The organism is Lentzea sp. CC55 (assembly GCF_021056325.1).
Classification (GTDB): domain Bacteria; phylum Actinomycetota; class Actinomycetes; order Mycobacteriales; family Pseudonocardiaceae; genus Lentzea; species Lentzea jiangxiensis.
This window is the reverse complement of the sequence record NZ_JAJCXE010000018.1, coordinates 46,964-64,458: the sequence shown is the minus strand read 5'-3', so window position 1 is coordinate 64,458 and position 17,495 is coordinate 46,964. Positions and strand designations below refer to the sequence as shown.

General features: G+C 72.1%; 14 protein-coding genes. 8 read left to right on the top strand and 6 right to left on the bottom strand.

Annotated features, from left to right (window positions below; translation table 11 throughout):
* Positions 1–16: 16 nt before the first annotated feature.
* Entirely contained in the window at positions 17–727 is a 711-nt protein-coding gene (locus tag L6E10_RS11375) for a class I SAM-dependent methyltransferase (protein ID WP_236219464.1), read from the bottom strand.
* A 135-nt stretch (positions 728–862) separates the two neighbouring features.
* Here L6E10_RS11375 and L6E10_RS11370 point away from each other — a divergent pair, with 135 nt between their 5' ends.
* On the top strand, positions 863–4,882 hold the full coding sequence (locus L6E10_RS11370; protein ID WP_236219463.1) for an alpha-(1->3)-arabinofuranosyltransferase: 4,020 nt from the start codon (positions 863–865) through the stop codon (positions 4,880–4,882).
* Here L6E10_RS11370 and L6E10_RS11365 read toward each other — a convergent pair whose 3' ends face one another.
* Positions 4,883–6,058: a polysaccharide biosynthesis protein gene (locus L6E10_RS11365; protein WP_236219462.1), complete on the bottom strand. Its 1,176-nt coding sequence runs from the start codon at positions 6,056–6,058 to the stop codon at positions 4,883–4,885.
* 142 nt (positions 6,059–6,200) lie between these two features.
* Between L6E10_RS11365 and L6E10_RS11360 the strand changes: the two genes are divergently transcribed.
* Genes L6E10_RS11360 through L6E10_RS11350 form a run of 3 tightly spaced genes read left to right on the top strand, consistent with a single transcriptional unit; the run spans position 6,201 to position 9,002 of the window.
* On the top strand, positions 6,201–7,805 hold the full coding sequence (locus L6E10_RS11360) for a hypothetical protein (protein WP_236219461.1): 1,605 nt from the start codon (positions 6,201–6,203) through the stop codon (positions 7,803–7,805).
* Between the two features lie 2 nt (positions 7,806–7,807).
* Complete coding sequence (locus tag L6E10_RS11355; protein WP_176959722.1) at positions 7,808–7,975, top strand: hypothetical protein; 168 nt, start codon at positions 7,808–7,810, stop codon at positions 7,973–7,975.
* 4 nt (positions 7,976–7,979) lie between these two features.
* Positions 7,980–9,002, top strand: coding sequence for a hypothetical protein (locus tag L6E10_RS11350; RefSeq protein ID WP_236219460.1), 1,023 nt, complete (start codon positions 7,980–7,982; stop codon positions 9,000–9,002).
* 62 nt (positions 9,003–9,064) lie between these two features.
* Here the strand turns inward: L6E10_RS11350 and L6E10_RS11345 are convergent, their stop codons facing one another.
* On the bottom strand, positions 9,065–10,159 hold the full coding sequence (locus L6E10_RS11345) for a glycosyltransferase family 4 protein (RefSeq protein ID WP_236219459.1): 1,095 nt from the start codon (positions 10,157–10,159) through the stop codon (positions 9,065–9,067).
* Between the two features lie 186 nt (positions 10,160–10,345).
* On the opposite strand from L6E10_RS11345, the gene L6E10_RS11340 reads away from it, so the two are divergent.
* Positions 10,346–11,023: a class I SAM-dependent methyltransferase gene (locus tag L6E10_RS11340; protein WP_236219458.1), complete on the top strand. Its 678-nt coding sequence runs from the start codon at positions 10,346–10,348 to the stop codon at positions 11,021–11,023.
* Here L6E10_RS11340 and L6E10_RS11335 read toward each other — a convergent pair.
* Positions 11,007–11,963 carry a DUF3068 domain-containing protein gene (locus L6E10_RS11335; RefSeq protein ID WP_236219457.1) on the bottom strand — a complete coding sequence of 319 codons (957 nt, stop codon included), beginning with the start codon at positions 11,961–11,963 and terminating at the stop codon, positions 11,007–11,009. The genes L6E10_RS11340 and L6E10_RS11335 overlap by 17 nt on opposite strands.
* Positions 11,964–12,486: 523 nt before the next feature.
* Between L6E10_RS11335 and L6E10_RS40755 the strand changes: the two genes are divergently transcribed.
* Positions 12,487–13,329 (top strand): amidase family protein, encoded by an 843-nt coding sequence (locus L6E10_RS40755; RefSeq protein ID WP_236219456.1) that lies wholly within the window; start codon positions 12,487–12,489, stop codon positions 13,327–13,329.
* Here the strand turns inward: L6E10_RS40755 and L6E10_RS11325 are convergent.
* Positions 13,314–14,426: a DUF3068 domain-containing protein gene (locus L6E10_RS11325; protein ID WP_236219455.1), complete on the bottom strand. Its 1,113-nt coding sequence runs from the start codon at positions 14,424–14,426 to the stop codon at positions 13,314–13,316. The two genes, L6E10_RS40755 and L6E10_RS11325, sit on opposite strands and share 16 nt — an antisense overlap.
* Before the next feature lie 342 nt (positions 14,427–14,768).
* Here L6E10_RS11325 and L6E10_RS11320 point away from each other — a divergent pair, with 342 nt between their 5' ends.
* Complete coding sequence (locus L6E10_RS11320; protein ID WP_236219454.1) at positions 14,769–15,851, top strand: hypothetical protein; 1,083 nt, start codon at positions 14,769–14,771, stop codon at positions 15,849–15,851.
* A gap of 102 nt (positions 15,852–15,953) precedes the next feature.
* Positions 15,954–16,607, top strand: coding sequence for a hypothetical protein (locus L6E10_RS11315; RefSeq protein ID WP_236219453.1), 654 nt, complete (start codon positions 15,954–15,956; stop codon positions 16,605–16,607).
* 9 nt (positions 16,608–16,616) lie between these two features.
* Here L6E10_RS11315 and L6E10_RS11310 read toward each other — a convergent pair whose 3' ends face one another.
* Positions 16,617–17,222, bottom strand: a complete 606-nt coding sequence (locus L6E10_RS11310; RefSeq protein ID WP_236219452.1) for a TetR/AcrR family transcriptional regulator — start codon at positions 17,220–17,222, stop codon at positions 16,617–16,619.
* Between the last annotated feature and the right edge of the window lie 273 nt (positions 17,223–17,495).

The window sequence follows — 17,495 nt, the reverse complement described above, 5'->3', positions numbered from 1 at the left end:
ACCGGTACCGGAGCCGCTAGTACGGGTCGTACGGCCCGTCGTGGCCGAACAGACGTGCGACCGGGCGCAAGCGCAGCCGCAGCAGGATCTTGATGCCCACGTTGCGCAGGAACCACGGCATCTCGGCGAGCACGCGCCCGCGGTCGGTCCAGCCCGGTTGCGACAAACGGAAGCGCGCGAGGGAGCCCGCACGGTCCACGTAGACGTACCGGTTGCCGCACAAGACCTTCACCAGGATGCCGAGGGTGACCCCGATGGACGAGAACGCGTCGTGCACCAGGATCTCGCCGCCCGGCACCAGGTTCTCCGACCACAGCATGTCATCGGTGTAGGTCCAGTAGTCGTGCTTGCCGTCGATGTACAGCAGGTCGATGCGCTCGTCCCAGCGCTTGCGCAGTTCGGTGCTGTACGACGCTTCGAGCCGCACGACGTCCGTCAGGCCCGCGCGGGCGACGTTCTTCTCGAAGCGGACGCGCGTGGGCGTGCCGCCGAAGAGCTTGCCCTCGACGAACGGGTCGACTGCGACCACCGTCGCGCCGACCGAGCGGGCCGCGATGCCCAGCACGGTGGTGGATCTGCCCTGGTGGCTGCCGATCTCCACGATCCGGGCTCCGGGGCCGAGCCGCAGCGCGGCCTGCCACAACATGGTGGCCTGGTCCACCGTCAACCACCCGGGAACCTGGTCGCCCAGCTCCCACGCCTGCTCGAACGCCGTCGAAGAAGTCATCGCCACCTGCCTGAGTGCGCCCCAGCACGGTCGTGGTGGCCCAAGATAGCGACAGTCGCCCGCGAGCACTACCCGGTGGTAACTTCCTGCGGCATCGAGAGACTGAAGATCGCACGCCGGAATCCGACGACGTGGGTGCTCATCGCACTCACGGTGTTGTCGTTCGCCCAACGCTTCGGAACGGCCACGTTCGACACCAAGCTCGACCTGGCCGTGAACCCGGTCGGCTTCCTCGGCAGGGCGCTGCACCTGTGGAACCCGGCCGCGACGGCGGGTGAGCTGCAGAACCAGGCGTACGGCTACTTCTTCCCGATGGGGCCGTTCTTCGCGGCCGGCCAGATCCTCGGCATCCCGGCCTGGATCACCCAGCGGCTGTGGTGCGCGCTCCTGCTCTGCCTGGCGTTCTACGGGGTGCTGAGGCTCGCCCGCGCGCTCGGCATCGGCCACGAGCCGACGAGGTACGCCGGCGCGCTCGCCTACGCGCTGGCGCCGCGGGTGCTGACCGAGATCGGGCCGCTGTCGGCCGAGATGCTGCCCGCCGTGATGCTGCCGTGGGTGCTGCTGCCGCTGGTGCTGGCCGATCGGATCGGCTCACCGCGCCGCGCGGCCGCCCTGTCCGCGCTGGCGGTGCTGGGGATGGGCGGCATCAACGGCGCGATGGTCGTGATGGCGCTGGTGCTCCCCGGCATCTGGCTGCTGACCCGGCGGTGGAACCGGCAGCACGTGAGGCTGGTGCTGTGGTGGTCCGGCTGCGTCCTCGCGGTCGCGCTGTGGTGGATCGTGCCGCTGCTGCTGCTCGGGCGGTACAGCTTGCCCTTCCTCGACTACATCGAGTCCGCGGCGAACACCACCGCGCCCATGTCGCTGTTCCAGGTGCTGCGCGGCACGAACCAGTGGGTCGCCTACGTGCTCCAGGGCGAACCGTGGTGGCCCAACGGGTTCATCCTCGTCGACAACCCGGTGCTGATGGCCGGCACGGCGCTGGTGGCGCTGATCGGCGTCGTGGGTCTGGCCAGGCTCGGGCTGCCGGAACGCCGGTTCCTCGTGCTCGGCACGCTCGCCGGGCTCACGCTGCTCACCGTCGGCTACGTCGGGTCGCTCGACTCGCCGCTCGCCGAGGTCGTCCGCGGGCTGCTGGACGGCCCGCTCGCGCCGCTGCGCAACGTGCACAAGTTCGAGCCCGTGCTGCGGCTGTGCCTGGTCCTCGGGTTCGTCCACGGGCTGCACCTGTCGCGGCCGACCGGACTGCGCGCCGCTCCCGAGCACCGGCGTCGCCGGGTTCGCACGGGCGTGGCCCTGCTGCTGATCGCCGTCGTCGCGGCGCCCGCGTGGCTGCTGACCCTGCGACCCGGCCTCGGGTGGTCGGACGTGCCCGGCCACTGGCGCGAGGCGGCGTCGTGGCTCGCGGAGGAGGACGGCCGGGCGCGGACGTTGCTGCTGCCCGCCACCGGGTTCGGCCAGTACACGTGGGGCCGGACGGTCGACGAGCCGATGCAGTCGCTCGCGCAGGCCCCGTGGGCCGTGCGCAACCAGGTGCCGCTCGGGTCCGAGGGCAACACGCGGTACATGGACGCCGTCTACGACGCGCTCGCCGACGGGCGCGGCTCGGCGGGGCTGGCCGACTTCCTGGCGCGGGGCGGGTACCGGTTCCTGCTGCTGCGCAACGACATCGCGCGCGAACAGACGGGCGCACCGCCGCTCGCGGTGCTGCGCCAGGCGTTGCGGGGCTCACCCGGCATCGAACGCGTCGCGGAGTTCGGGCCCGAGGTGCGGATGCGCGACCAGCGGCTCGTCAGCTCGGTGGACGCGTCCGCGACGGGCAGGGCGCTCGAGGTCTTCGAGGTGAAGCGGCCCGTCCCGGTCGTCACGGCGGTCAACGCGGCCGACGTGCCGACGGTGAGCGGCGGTCCGGAGTCGTTGCTGCCGCTGCTCTCGCAGGGCCTCGTGAAGGCCGACCAGCCCGTGGTCCTCGCCGGTGACGCGACGGAGCGGTCCGACCAGGTGCTCGTCACGGACGGCCTGCGGCGCAAGGAGCGCAACGTCGGCAGGGTGTCGGACAACCTCAGCCAGACGATGTCCGCGGACGAGGCCTCGAGACAGGGCCGCGTCGCGCTGGACGTGTCGCCGTTCCAGGACGTCGAGCACCAGACCGTGGCCGAGTACCGGGGGATCCGGGCCGTCCGGGCGTCCACGTCGACCGCCTACGCCGACGCCGCGGGGGCGATCGACCCGGCCAACTCGCCGTTCGCCGCGGTGGACGGCGACGGCGGGTCCGCCTGGCACTCGTCGAGCTTCACCGGTCCTGTCGGGCAGTGGCTGCAGATCGACCTCGACACCCCGCGCGCGGTCGGCGAGGTGACCCTGGACCTCGTCGACGACCTGCGCGTCGGGTGGGCGGTCACCCGGATCAGGATCACCACGGACACCGGCCGGAGCGACCACGTCGTCCCGCCCGGCGGCGGCCGGCACGCCTACGCCGTCAGCCCCGGTCTCACCGGCAGCGTGCGGGTGACGGTCCTCGGCGTCGCCGCCGACCGCCAGGACGGCAACGTCGGCATCAAGGAGCTGAGCGTCGCGGGCATGACCGCGCAGCGGGCGTTGCGCGTGCCGCGCGACCGGGAGGCGGCCAGGCAGGGCTTCTCGTTCACCCGCGGCAGCCAGTCTCGCCCCGCCTGCTACCGCACCGACGAAGCGGTGCGCTGCGACTCGTCGCTGTCGCGGTTCGGCGAGGAGGTCACCGGGCTCACGCGGCTGTTCCGCACCTCCGCCGACGGGAAGTTCGCGGTGAACGCCACCGTGGTGCCCGCCGCCGGTGCGAAGAACCCGGTGTCGCCCGAGGGCGTGGCGGTGACGGGCTCGTCCTCGGTCGCGGGTGACGTCGCGGCGAGCGCGCTGTCCGCTGTGGACGGTGACCCCGGGACGTCGTGGGTGCCGGACGTGACGGACCTGCGGCCGACGCTCACCCTGGCGTGGCAGGGGAAGCGGTCGGTCTCGGAGTTCCGGGTCGAGACCGTCCGCGGCGCGAAGAGGCCCGTGGAGCTCGAGGTGCGCACCGATGCCGGGACCGAGGTGGCGCGGGTCGGCGAGAACGGTCTCGTCACGATCAGGGCGGCGGACACCCAGAAGCTCGAACTCGCCGTGCGCGAGGCGGGCGGAACCGGTCCCGCCGAGATCGGCGAGCTCCGCGTGCCCGCGCTCGACGGCGTGCTGAAGCCCGTGCCCGCGACGACGCCGTTCACGGTGCCGTGCGGCCGCGGGCCGGTCATCGACGTCGACGGCAAGAAGATCAACAGCTCGGTCAGCGGCGTGCTCGGCGACGTCCTGGCCAACCGGCCGCTGAAGGCGGTGCTGTGCGACGACGACCTGGCGACCGCCCTGGAACTGCCCGCCGGTGACCACGTGCTGACCACGTCGCGCTCCGAGTCGTTCGTGGTGCAGGACGTGTCCCTGACGCACCTCGAACTCGCGAAACCCGCTGCGACGCACCGGGAAGTCACCATCGGCACCTGGGGCGCCACCGAACGCGAGATCACGGTCGCGCCGGGGGCGAAGGCGCTGCTCGTGGTGCCCGAGAACGTCAACGACGGCTGGACCGCGACCCTGGACGGGCAGGTGCTGGAGAAGGTCAGGGTCGACGGCTGGCAGCAGGCGTACGTCCTGCCCGAGGGCGACGGCGGCGTGGTCGCGCTGGAGTTCGGCCCGGACGCCCGGTACCGCACCGGCCTGCTGGCCGGCGCGGTCGGCGTGCTCGCGGTCCTCGTGCTCGCGGCGCTCCCGGTGCGGCGGCGGGTCGAGTTCGTGGCGCCGTCACCGAGCCGGTGGCCGGTCGTCGCGATGCTGGTGCTGCTGGCCGTGCTCGGCGGGATGCTGCCGATCGTCGCGGTGATCGCCTGCCTGCTCGCGCGCGAGTTCTGGGCCGCCGCGCCGAAGGTGATCGCGTTCAGCGGCGTGGCGCTGGGCTCCGGTGTCGCGGTGCTCGGCCGGATCCTCGGCCACGGGCAGGAGTGGGCCTACGTCCCGCCGGCCCAGGCCGCGCTGCTGGTGGCCGTCTCGGCGGTGGTCGCGGCGTCGTTCCGCCCGTTCGGTCCGCGGCACGGGCCGGGCACCGAGGAGGAAGCCGAACGCACGGCGCCCGTGGAGCCCGTCGCGGACTGATCAGGCGGTCCTGGAGCCGCGCGCCTCGATGACGGTGCCCGCCACCACCAGGCCCGCGGTGGCGAGCAGCGCACCGGTCACGACCTGGCCGACGGACCCGTTGAGCCACACCGTGATCAGCACGACCTCGGCGGCGACCGCGATCCACACGGCGACGGTGGAACGCCGGTCGCCGCTCGCGATGCGGGAGAACAGCAGCAGCTGCACCAGCGCGAGGCACGACCCGACGAGGGCGAACTGCCACAAGGGGATCGAGTCGCCGTGGTAGTTCGAGCCGCCGATCAGCGACACGCCCAGCGGCCCGAACAGGGCGCAGCCCGCCACCACGAACGCGTCGAGGCCCGCGCACACCGCCAGTGCCTTCGGCAGCATGCGGCGGCGGTCGTCCGCGACGGCCATGCGCGGCAGCACGAGCACGCCAACCGCCTGCGGCAGCCAGTACGCGATCTTCGTGACGACCGCGCCCACGGCGTAGCCGCCCGCCTGGCCGGCGAGCTGGTGCCGCGCCAGGACGAGGTCGAGGTTGACGAGCAGGACCAGCGCCAGCATCGCCTGCGACGCGTGCAGGACGTCCGGCCCGCCGGCGGGCCTGGCCGGCCGGGGGCCGCCGCACAGCCGCCACCCCGTCAGCACGACCAGGAACGAGCCGATCGCCGTGCCCGCCAGCACCGAGGTCGACGAGGGGGAGAGCCAGAGGCCGGTCACGCCGCCGCCCACCTTGCCGAGCCCTTCCAGCGACACGAGCAACGCGAGCGCGCCGAACCGGTGCGTCCCCTGCAACAGGCCGTGCAGGACGCCCAGGACCGTGAGCGGCGCCAGGGACAGCGCCAGCCACACGACCGGCCACGGGCCGTCCAGGTGCAGCAGGCGGGCGAGCAGCGGCACGAGCGCAAGCGTCAGCACGGTCATCCCCGCGCTCACGGCCAGGCCCAGGCCGAAGAGGGGACGGGGGCCGAGGCTCGTGACCCGCAGGGCCGCGACGGTCTGCAGGCTCATGGCCGGCACCACGCCGATCACCACGAGCGCGAGCAGGGCGCTGAGCTCGCCGAAGACCGCGGGGGCGAGCGCACGCGCGGCCGCGATGGTCAGCACGTAGCTCGCCGCGTTCGCGCCCAGCAGAGCGCCGGTGATGAGCAGGGCGTCCAGGCGGGTCGTCGTCGTTGCCGGAGCGGACACGCGGGATCCTTCCGGTGGCAGGTCTGCCGCGGTGGGCGGGGCCGAACCCCGTGGTCCGAACTTCGGCGCCGGCCCTACCCGCGAGTACTACCGGCCGGTAGTTTCGGCGACTGTAGCCCCGGCGGGCCCGGAGGGGGAGCAAGTGCGGCCGAACGGACCGAAGCTCTACGCCACGTGCGCCGCGCTGGCCCTCGCGGCTCTCGCGCCCGTGCTGCGGCCGGGTCACGTCCTCGTCTACGACATGGTGTTCACGCCGGAACAGCCGCTCAACGCGGCGGCGTTCGGGCTCGGGGACGCCCTGCCGCGGGCGGTGCCGGTCGACGCCGTGGTGGCGTTGCTGACCCAGGTCGTCCCCGGCCAGGTGGTGCAGAAGACCGCGCTGCTCGCGATCGTCTTCGCCGGTGCGCTGGGCGCGGGGCTGCTGGTGCCGACGGACCGGACGGGCGTGCGGATCGTCGCGGCCGTGGCGTACTCGTGGAACGCCTACGTGGCCGAGCGGCTCTTCATCGGCCACTGGACGCTGCTGCTGGGGTACGCGGCGCTGCCGTGGGTCGCCATGGCGGGGCTGAGGGTGCGCGCCGGCGAACCGCGCGCGTGGACCCGGCTCGTGCTCGCCTGCCTGCCCGCGGTGCTCTCCGCGCCGGGAGGAATCCTGGCGCTGGGCACGGCTCTGGCCGCCGCCGGTCGCCGCGGGGCGGGGAAGGTCCTCGCCATCGGTGTCGTGCTGAACGCGCCGTGGTGGGTGCCTTCGTTGCTGCACAACGGACTTTCCGACCCGGCTGGTGTCGAGGCGTTCAGCGCGCGGGGGGAGAACTGGGGCGGTCCGGTGCTGAGCGTGCTGGGCCTGGGCGGGATCTGGAACGCGGAGGTCGTCCCGGACAGCCGCGCCAACCCGGTGCTGCCCGTCGTCACGGTGCTGCTCCTCGGCGCCGCCGTCCTCGGGCTGCGGGAGCTGGCGAAGCGCATGCCCGTGTGGCCGCTGGCGGGGCTGGGGGCGTTCGGGGCGGTGCTGGCCCTGGTCGCGGTGCTGCCGGGCGGTGTGGCGGCGCTGGAGGCGCTGATCGAGCACGTGCCGGGCGCGGGGTTGTTGCGCGACAGCCAGAAGTGGGTGGCGTGGCTCGCGCTGCCGTTCGCCCTGGGGCTCGCGGTCGCGGTCGAACGGCTGCGCGCGCGGCTGCTCGTGGCGGTGCTGCTGCTCGGCCTGCTACCCGACCTCGCCTGGGGCGGGTTCGGGCGGCTGGAACCGGTGCACTACCCGGCGGACTGGGCGGCCGTGCGGGAGGAACTCGCCGGCCGGCCCGGTGACGTGGCCGTGTACCCGCTGTCGGCGTTCCGCCGGTTCGACTGGAACGACCGGCGCACCCAGCTCGACCCGGCCCCGCGCTTCCTGCCCGGCACCACGGTCGTGGACGACTCGCTGTCCGTCGGCGGCCGGGTCGTGGCGGGGGAGGACCCGCGGGCGGCGCGGCTGCGACGCGGCGACCTGAGCGGCATCGGCTGGGTGCTGGTCGAGCGCGGAACACCGGGCCGGGTGGACGAGAACCTCCTGGCACGCCTGGAAAAGGTCCACGACGGTCCCGACCTGGCGCTCTACCGCGTTCCCGGAGCAGTGCCCGCTGAACCGAACGGCCCACCCGTTGCGCCCGTTGTGCTCGCCTGGGTCGCGGCTGGGTCACTGATCGGCGCAAGCCTGTTGTGGAGATGGTTACCGGTCGGTAGATTCGCGGCACCCCGACGTGAGGAGTAGACGTGGAACTGGTTTCGGTGCTGGTCGCGATCGTCGCCGGAGCCGCGCTCGCCGGTGGGGTCGGCGTGATCGTGGTCGAGCAGAACAAGCCCGACAAGGTGATCGAGCAGCGGCTCGACGAGGGCGTGCAGGCCCAGGAGCCCGAGGTCCTCGACTACGGCTCCCGCTGACCGGGTGACCGTGGCCTTCTCCGGGGACCCGGCGGCGTCCTGGAGCATCCTGCTGGAGGCGGACCTCCGCGAGACGCCGGATCCCGCGGCGGTCTCCGCGCGGATGTGCCGTGCCGCCGAGGAGTTCCCGAACCTCGGCCCGGCCGCGGTCGTGCAGCGTCCGTCCGATTGGGACGGTGCGCGCGCGGAGTTCGCCGACGGCCACTACCGCGAGGGCGGTCCGCTGGTGCGGGTAGCGCTCGCCGGCCACTCGCTGATGATCGCGGCTCACCACGGCGCCGTCGACGGCCTCGGACTGCTCGCGCTGCTGGGCGTCGCGCTCGGCCGGCCCGTGCACAGCTCCGCCACCGGTGTGGCGTCGAGGAGCCCCGACCGGCCCTACCTGCTGAGCGCGCTCGACCGCGTGCGTGAAGCCGTGTGGACACCCCCCACCCGCATCCAGCCGTCGTTGCGGGGCAACGAGACCGGCGACCACCTGGTCTCCCGCGCGCTGCCGGCGGTGAAGCTCGGCAGCGCCAGGCTCACGTCCGCCGCGCTCGACGCGACGCGGAGGTGGAACACCGCCCGCGGCGTCCAGCACGGCCGCGTCGTCGCCGCGATCGGCGCTTCCTGGCGCGGTGGCGCGGATCCGCGTCCGGAGGCCGGCAGCGCGTTGCTGAGGCTGCGCCTGCCCGCCGGGGCGACCGAGGAGGACGTGCGCGCCCTGCTCGCGGCAGCGGCGCCAGAGGCAGGGTTCCCCAGTGCGCACAACCCCTTGGCGCAGTGGGGGATGAGGGTGCTGGCCTCCCGGCTCGGCAGCACGTTCCTCGCGTCGAACCTCGGTGTCGTCGAAGCCGACGTCACCGGTCTGCGCTTCTTCCCCGCGGCGAGCGGCCGGTCCGGCGTCGCGTTCGGCGTGGTGACGACAGGGGAGGTCACCACGGCCACGGTGCGCGTGCGACGCCGCGACTTCGACGCCGCCGCCGCCGCGGGGCTGCTGGACCTGTTGTGCGAGGCGGTTCTCGGCGATCACGACGTCCAGCGCTAACGTTGGACGTTCTTCACTGACCGGGGTGCGCGAGTCTCCCGTTCACCCGCGGCGCGAGTTCCTCAGCGACCACGAGGGTCGGCACCGGCGCGCAGGGCGCCGTGCAAGACGGTCTCGAACGCGCCGAGACTTTCCTCCCAGCTGAACTGCCGGGCACGCCGCCGCCCGGCGGCGCCCATCGCCTTGCGCAGCGGCCGATCGCGCAGCAGCGTGTCCGCGTGCCGCACGAACTCGTCGAAGTCGTCGGCCAGCAAGCCGGTCTCGTGCTCCACGATCGCCTCGGCGACACCGCCCGCCGACCGGTAGGCGATCGTCGGCACGCCGTGCGCCGCGGCTTCCATGATCACGATGCCCCAGCCCTCCTTGACCGACGGGCACAGGTGCACCCACGCCCCGGCGAGGATCTCGTGCTTGGTCTGCTCGTCGACCCAGCCGTGCAGGACGACGCTGTCCTGCACGCCGCGATCGATCGCGTGCTGCTGCAGCACTTCCTTCCACGGGCCCTCGCCGACCAGTTCGAGGCGCAGGTCAGGCCACTTCGGACGGAGCTGCGCGACCAGGTCGATCGCGTGCTCCAGGCGTTTGTGCGGCACCAGTCTCGACACCGCGACGAGCACCGGCGCCTCCGTGCGGCGCGCGGTCACGGCGGGCGGTGCGTCGAGGCCGTTCGGGACGACGGCGGTGCGCCGCAGCTCGACGCCCAGCTGCCCGAGCTCGTCCCGCGTCACGTTGGACACGGTGACGTAGCGGCACCTGCGGTACAGCCGCGGAGCGAGCCACGACTCGATCCACCAGCCGATCCTGCCGAGGAACGGGCCCAGAGCGCTGTGCCACTGCTCGCGGTGCACGTGGTGCACCAGCACGAGGACGGGGCAGCGCGCGACCAGGCGGCTGAAGAAGGGCATCCCGTTCTGCACGTCCACGATGACGTCCGCGTCGGAGCGCAGGATCGCCAGCAGGGCGTGCAGGTAGACGGTGAACTTGTTGCCGCGCCTGCGGAAGCGCACTCCCGCCACCCAGTCGCCGGACGGGGCGCGGTCGTGGCCCGCGCACTGGATCGAGACGCGGTAGCCGAGCCGGACGAGCCCCTCGGCGATGCGCTCGACGTAGCGTTCGGAACCGCCGCCCTCGGGGTGTCTGGTGTCGCGCCAATTCACCAGCAGAATGCTCGGCCGGTAATGCGGAGCACGCGACATCTGCCTCTCCCGGTGCTAGGTTACTGTCAAGTAGCCATGGTAGACGGAATGCGGGAGATGGCAATGGTCGGGATCGGTTCAGTTTCGGCCCGGAAAAAGTTGCGGAAGCCAACCTTCGAGCGCTCTGTTCGGCTTTTTCGCGCATTTTTGAAAGAACAGACCGACCCCGACCACTTCTACCGGATCCTCGCGGACGACTCGGTCGCCCAGGTCTCGTCGTACGTGTCCCTGGACGGTGCGGTGGTGCTCGACGTCGGTGGCGGTCCCGGCTACTTCGCCGAGGCGTTCCGCGGAGCCGGCGCCCGGTACGTGGGGCTCGACCCGGACGTCGGCGAGTTGTCCGCGCGCGGCGAACCCGACCCCGGCATGATCCGCGCGAGCGGCACGGCGCTGCCGTTCCGGGACGGCTCGGTGGACGTCTGCTACTCGTCCAACGTCCTCGAGCACGTGGACGACCCGTGGCTCATGCTGGCCGAGATGGTGCGCGTGACCAGGCCCGGAGGCACGATCTTCATGTCCTACACGCCCTGGTTCTCACCTTGGGGTGGCCACGAGACAGCGCCGTGGCACTTCCTCGGCGGGCACTACGCGCGCCGCCGCTACGAGCGCCGCAACGGCAAGCCGCCGAAGAACGCCTTCGGCACGTCGCTGTTCCCGGTGAGCGTCGGGGCGGTCCAGCGGTGGGCTCACCGCCAGACCGTCGCCGACGTGGTGGAGACGTTCCCCCGGTACCACCCGTGGTGGGCGAAGTGGATCACCCGCGTGCCGGGGGTCCGGGAGATCGCCTCCTGGAACTTCGTGGTCGTGCTCAGGCGACGTGCCTAGCCCGCCGCCCGAACACCCCGAGCGCAATTCCCGCGAGCAGCATCACCAGGCCGACGGAAAGCAGCACGACCGGGCCGGTGGTGCTGATCAGGGTCAATTTGTCACGCGCTTCCGAGGCGCGCGCCACCGATTCGTCGACGGTTTTCTCGTTGAAGGTCAAAGTGGCGTCGAGCAGCACCGTTCCTTCTTTTCCGTCCGGTCCGGCGAGCACCTGGCGCTGTTGTTCCGAACCCTTGACGATGATGCCGCTGACCGGCTCCACCCACATGGTGCGGGTGTTCTGGTAGCGGCGCTCCGCCTTGACCGAGGCCTCGGTGCTGCCGACCAGCGTGCCGGGCACCTCCTGGTCGCGGAACTTGGTCGACGGGATCTTCTGCACGAACTTGTAGACCTCGAGGCCGGCGAGCGTCTCGGTGCCCTCGTACCGCGCGGTCGACGCCTTGCGCAGGGTGGTGTCGAAGTACTCGTAGTCCTGCGGCTGGGTGTCGAAGGGGAACTTGTAGTTGAGCCCTTCCTGGTGCACCGCCCTGTCGTCCTTGGACGGACCGTCCTCGCTGTCGGTCACGTACTGCTGGCTGCACTGCTGCAGCGCCATGTTCGTCCGCCGGTCGAGGCACACCCGGTGCTCCATCGCGGAGACGAGCTTGTTCTCGGAGTCGGTGACGACCAGGCCCTGGTCCCACACCATCACGTCGCCGCCGACCTTGGCTTCGGGCAGCGTCAGGTTGCTCTCGACCTTGCGGGTGGCCGTCAGCTGGGCGTCCTTGACGACGAGCTCCTGGGGGTAGAAGACCTTCGCCGCGCCTTCCGCCACGGATTCCGTCTTCTGGTCGAGCGGCACGACCGCGAGCTCGGGGTACACGTACAAGCGCAGGACTGCTGCGAGTGCCAGAGAGAAGATCCCCAGTCCTACCAGCACGAGGCTCGCAATGCGTCGCACTCGTCCTCCTTCCAGGTGTGAGAGGGACGTCACAGTGGCGAGGAAACTACCGGACAGTAACCTCTGCGCAACCCTTCGACCGGGGTGACCCAGGTCATCTTGATCGGTCCGCGTGGAGAAAGCAGCTACTCGGCCGCCGAACCGCAGAGCCGTTCGGCGGAACCCCTGCAGGCCAACGGGTAGCGGCTGAACGACCCAGCTCCTTACCCATCGGCGACGAGGCCGGAGGAAGAGACACGTGGCAGAAACCCCTGTGTGCTATCCCGGAGCAGTTGAGCAGGCCCGGCTGCTCGCCCGCGGTGCGACGACCGCGGCAGAACTCCTCGCGACGGCGGAACACCGCCTCGACTCGTCGAAGCACGTTTTCACAGATGTCGATTTGGCGGCCGCCCGGCGCAGTGCGCGGGACGCCGATCGGCGGTTGGCCGGGGGTGAGCGCGGAGTTCTCCTCGGACTTCCTCTGGCGGTGGAGGATTCCCTGCCCCGTTCGGTTTTCGACGCACTGGCGGCGACCGGAGCCGTCGTGATCGGACGGACGTCGTCGCTCGAAAGGCACCGCAACCCGATGATCGGCCTCGCCGCGACGGCACTGGACCCGAGGGTGTCGGGCACCGCCGTCGCCGTCGCCACCGGGGTGGTGTCCGCGGCGCTGGCCCGGCGCGCACCCGGAGCCGGGCAGGTGCCCGCCGGAGGGGTGGGCCTGGTCGGCTTCCAGACCTCCGGCGGGTCCGGCGTGGTGGCGAGGAGCGTGGCCGACGTGGCGCACGTCGTGGGCGGGATCGGCTGGACCGCCGCTCCCGCCGACCGTCCACTGAGGATCGGTGTGTCCCTGCGCGGGCTGTCGGTGACCACGCGCACCCGTGCGCCCATGCGCAGGGTGGTCGAGGACGTCGCCGCGCTGTTGTCCCTGCACGTCGGCGAGGTGGTGGACCACGACCCGCACCTCGCGGGCGAGTCCCGGCTGCTCCTCGCGCCGCACCTGGCGGCAGGGCCCCGCGAGCTGGCGCTGCTCGACAGGTGGGTGCCCCGGCCGTTCAAGGGCGTCTGCCGGTCGATGAGGGCGGCGGAGCGGGTGATGCTGAACCACATGTTCGCGGGCGTCGACGTGCTCGTGACGCCGGGGCACACCGGTCCGCCCGAGGCGGTGCCGCTGCCCGGCGGCGTGCTGGTGCGCACCGGCGCCACCACGCCGTTCTCCCCGCTCTGGCGGGTCAGCGGCTATCCGGCCGTGTCCGTGCACGCGGGCTCGGACGCCGACGGCAACCCGCTGCCGGTCACCCTGATCGCGGTGCCCGGTGCGGAGGGCGAGCTGCTCGGCGTCGCCCGGATCATCGAGGAGGAACGCGGAGCTCATCGCAGGCCGTAGTCGACGTTGGAGGACGACACCACGTTCTCGAGGTCGAGCGCGTCGTCCGGGTCGCTGGAGGTGGTGACGCCGTAGGTGATCGCGGCCGCCAGGCACGCACCGATCACCAGTGCCAGCGATCCGGCGGCGGCACCGCGTCGCCGCAGGGCGAGCAGGACCAGCCCGGCCGCCAGCAGGACGGCGCCGCCGGCCCACAGGACCACCGGCAGAACGGTGATCGTGAACAGCCGCGGCAGGTTCTCCTTGACCTGGTCGACGTTCGCGGTGACCGAGGCGTTGGTCAGCCGCAGCTCTCCGGCGAACACGGGCGTTCCGGCACCTTCGGCCTGCTCGTCGGTGCGCAGCTCCTGCCGGATGTCCTCCCGGACGGACAGCACCGCCCCGGTCCTCGGCTCGACGAGCAACGTCCGGGTCACGCCGTAGTACCGGGTGACCTCGACGGACGGTTCCGGGCTGCCGACCAGGTAGCCCGGCACCGCGAGCCGGTCGAGCGCGGTCGGCGGGACGGTGTGCTGGAACCGGTAGACGTCGAGCCCCTGCAACAGCTGCTCGCCGGCGAAGTGGATGTCGACCGGGCGCTTGAGAACCGTGTCGTACCAACGGTGGTCGCGCTGCTCGGTGTCGAACGGGAACACGAAGCTGAGTCCGGGCTGCAGCAGCTGCCTGTCCTGCGCGGTGACCCGCTTGCCCTGCTCGGTCTCGTAGAACTCGCCGTGGCAGGGCGCGACGGCCTCGCCGGTGCGGCGGTCGAGGCAGATCCTGCGCACCTCGGCGCTGAGGACCAGCTTCTCGGCGTCCTCCTTGACGATCGTCGCCCGCTTCCACACGGTGACGTCGCCGTTCTTCTTGATCTCGGGCGCGGCGAGGTCGCCCTCGACGTGGGTGGTCGCGGTGAGGCGGAGGTTGTGGCGGACTTCGGGTGCTTTGCCGGGCGGGTGGACGACGGCCGTGACTCCTTCACCCTCGGAGACGGAGACCGTGTCGATGTCGTGCTGCAGCTTGGCCAGCAGGGGATAGGCGTGCAGCTGCAGCACCAGTCCGGCGGCCACGGCGATGGCACCGAGCCCGAGCAGGGTGACGACGACTGCGGTTCGCACTGGTCCTCACAGGTGTTCGGTCGCAGGGAGGGTGGTCGTGAGGCGCGATTTCCGGTAACCGTTCGTTCTGTTCTACTCGTGCGGTGACCTAGATCACAAGGGCATACCTGAATCCCATTCGGGTTACCGCGCCGCGGCGCTGGGTCACGGTCACCGCTCGGTTGGGTCAAGGCATCGCGAACCCGTGGCCGGCGGCGCGGAGCCCGGAATGATCGGCACGTCAGTCCTGGTCAGGTCGACGAGCTTTGGGGGACTTGTGGGAGTGCGCAGATGGACGGCCGCGGCCTTCTCGGTCGCGGTCGTGGTGGGAGCGACGGGCCCGGCGGCCGCGGCGGTGCCCGGGTGGGGCCTGGCCCCGACCCCGCCGACCGCGCCGACGAGCGTCCTCCGGACGTGGCCGCGGTCGACGCGGGCAACGCCTGGGCGGTCGGCCTGGAGGGGTACGACCCCGACCGCCGGTACACGACCGGCGATCCGGTCGTGCTGCGGTGGGACGGAAGTGCGTGGTCGCGCACGTCGCTCCCGGCGGTGCCGGGCCGGGTGTCGTTCCAGCGCGTGGCGGCGTCGTCCGCGGACGACGTGTGGGTGAAGGGCGCGCCGATCCTGCCGGACGGCGACATCACCCTGCTGTGGCGCTACGACGGCACGACGTGGACCGAGGTCCCGTACCCGCAGGGCGCCACCGCGAGCACGCTGACCATCCGAGACATGTCCGTTGTGGACGGACGTGCCTGGCTGGTCGGGCACCGCGGCAACGCGCCGGTGTTCCACGAGTGGACGGGCTCCTCCTGGCAGGAGCACGCACCGCCCGCGGAGTGCGTCCGCGGCGGGGGCTTCGTGAACTTCTGCACCGTCAACGCCGTCAAGGCGTTCGCGCCCGACGACGTCTGGGCGGCGGGCAACGGCATGTGGAACGGCTACCGGGGTCCGCTGCTGTTCCACTGGGACGGCACGGCGTGGCGGGTCGTGCAGGCCGGTCTGAACGGGCAGCCGTTCAGCTTCCAGGCGATCGACGGCCTGTCCTCGCAGGACATCTGGGCGGTCGGCGACGGCGGCGGCATGGGGCCCGGCAACCTGGTGGTGAAGCGGGACGGCGCCGGCTGGCAGCTCGTCGGCGGGCCGAACGTCTCGGCCACGCCCGGCATCGCGGTGGGCGCGGACGGCACCCCGTGGGTCGTCGGCAAGTTCCCGATGGCGAGCTTCAGCTCCTACGGCCCGGCAGGCTGGAGCACCACCGCGGCTCCTGCCCCGCCCGGCTCGTCCGGCACCGTCTACAACGCCGTCGCCGCGGTTCCCGGCACCGTCTACAACGCCGTCGCCGCGGTTCCCGGCACGAACCGCGTGATCGCGGTGGGCTCGGTGGACCTGCCCGGCACCAGCCCGCTCCGGCTGCAGGCGGTGGTCGCCGAGTACTCGACGCGGTGAGGTGCTGCCTGCGGCTGCCCTGTTTCCGGGCAGCCGCAGGCGGTTCGGGCTCCTGTGATATCAAGTGCCCTTCAGCTCAGGGGTGCACAGGGGGAGCAGCTCATGTCGGACAGTTTCCTGGTGGCCGCGCGCATCCCCCTGTCGCGCGAGGGGTTCGAGGCGTGGCTGCGCACGCCGGTCGAGGACCTGGGAGTGATCTCCAACCCCGGCGCGATGTTCGACGGGTGGTTCTGGGGCGGTCGCGACCGGGAGCCCGACTGGGACTCGGCCGGCGTGGGGACGACGCCGGGGCAGTACTTCGCGGAGCGCGTCGACGACTCCTGCGGCGGGAACGAGGAGTGCGGCGTCGTCCTGCACCGCGACGGGGCCCTGGAGGTGTACCTCTTCCACCTCGGCTATTCCGCGTGGAGCATCCACACCGCCCTGCTCGTGCTCGCCGCGGCCGGGCGGTTCCAGGCCGAGGACGCCGAGGGCGCGGTGCTGTTCTGGGCGGAGACCGGCGCCAACCTCCTGCCCGCGGACTCGCGCGGCTGGCTCTCGGTGCTGTCGGTCGGCGGGGACGGGGCCCGGTTCGTCGCCTCGCGCGACCTCACCGAGGTGGTCGCTGCCCTGCGGCCGGCCGAGAGCCGGTTCTTCGAGCTGGTCGAGCGGCTGGCCGGGGAGTCCGAGGAGTTCGACTGGGAGTCCGGTGAGGAGTTCCGCACCGAGACGCCGCGCGATCCCGCCTTCACCGACCCCGCGGTGCTCGCGCGCTGACGCGGGGTCTCAGCCGCGGGTGAGCGACGCGAGCACGACGTGTTGTGCCGCACGGATCGTGGCGGCCAGCGCGTCCGGGTCGCGAGCGACGCGTTCGGTGCCGGAACGCATCGCGCCCGCCAGCAGCTCCACCGTGAGCTCCACGTCGTCGACGCCGTGGAACTCACCGGCGTCGAGGCCGTCCCGGACGACGTTGCGCACCTCGACGACGAGAGCGGTGAACGGGTTCTCCGCTCCGGCCGGGAGATCGGCGACCAGCGGGCTCGAGTTCGGGAGGAACAGCGGGCCCATGGCCTGGTCCGTGGACGCGGACAGGACCACCTCGACGATCTCCCGCAACCGGTCCGCTGCTGGCTCCGCGGTGCGCCCGGCGATCGACGTCACCCGGTGCACCAGCGGACGGCTGACCCGGCGGGCGAGCTCCAGCACCAGGGTCCGCTTGTCGCGGGCGTAGTTGTAGAGGGTGTTGCGCGCGAGCCCCGCCCGCGCCGCGATGTGCCCGAGGGTGATCGAGTCGTAGTCGCGTTCGAGCAGCAGGTGCCGCAACGCCTCGGTGAGGTCGGCCCACACCTTCTCGTGGTGTTCCTCGATGGAGGCGGCTTTGATCCGCGGCATCTGGTCGTTCTCCTTGTTCGCCTGCTCCGCAGAGGGTACGAGGTTCCGCGGTTGGTTCTCCTGGTGGACCGCGGTCAGCCCGACGCGGCGCGGACGTGCGCATGGATCCTCGCGGTGTCACCGTCGACCCGCACGACGTGGCTGGTGATGGCGTGGTGCGCCGCCTTGGACGGCGCGAAGCTCGCGGGGGAGTACTTCGGCGTACATGCTCAACGGCCTCGATGAGCCCGGTCACGTCACCAGGCCTCGGCCGCGACGGCGGCCCACCCGTTC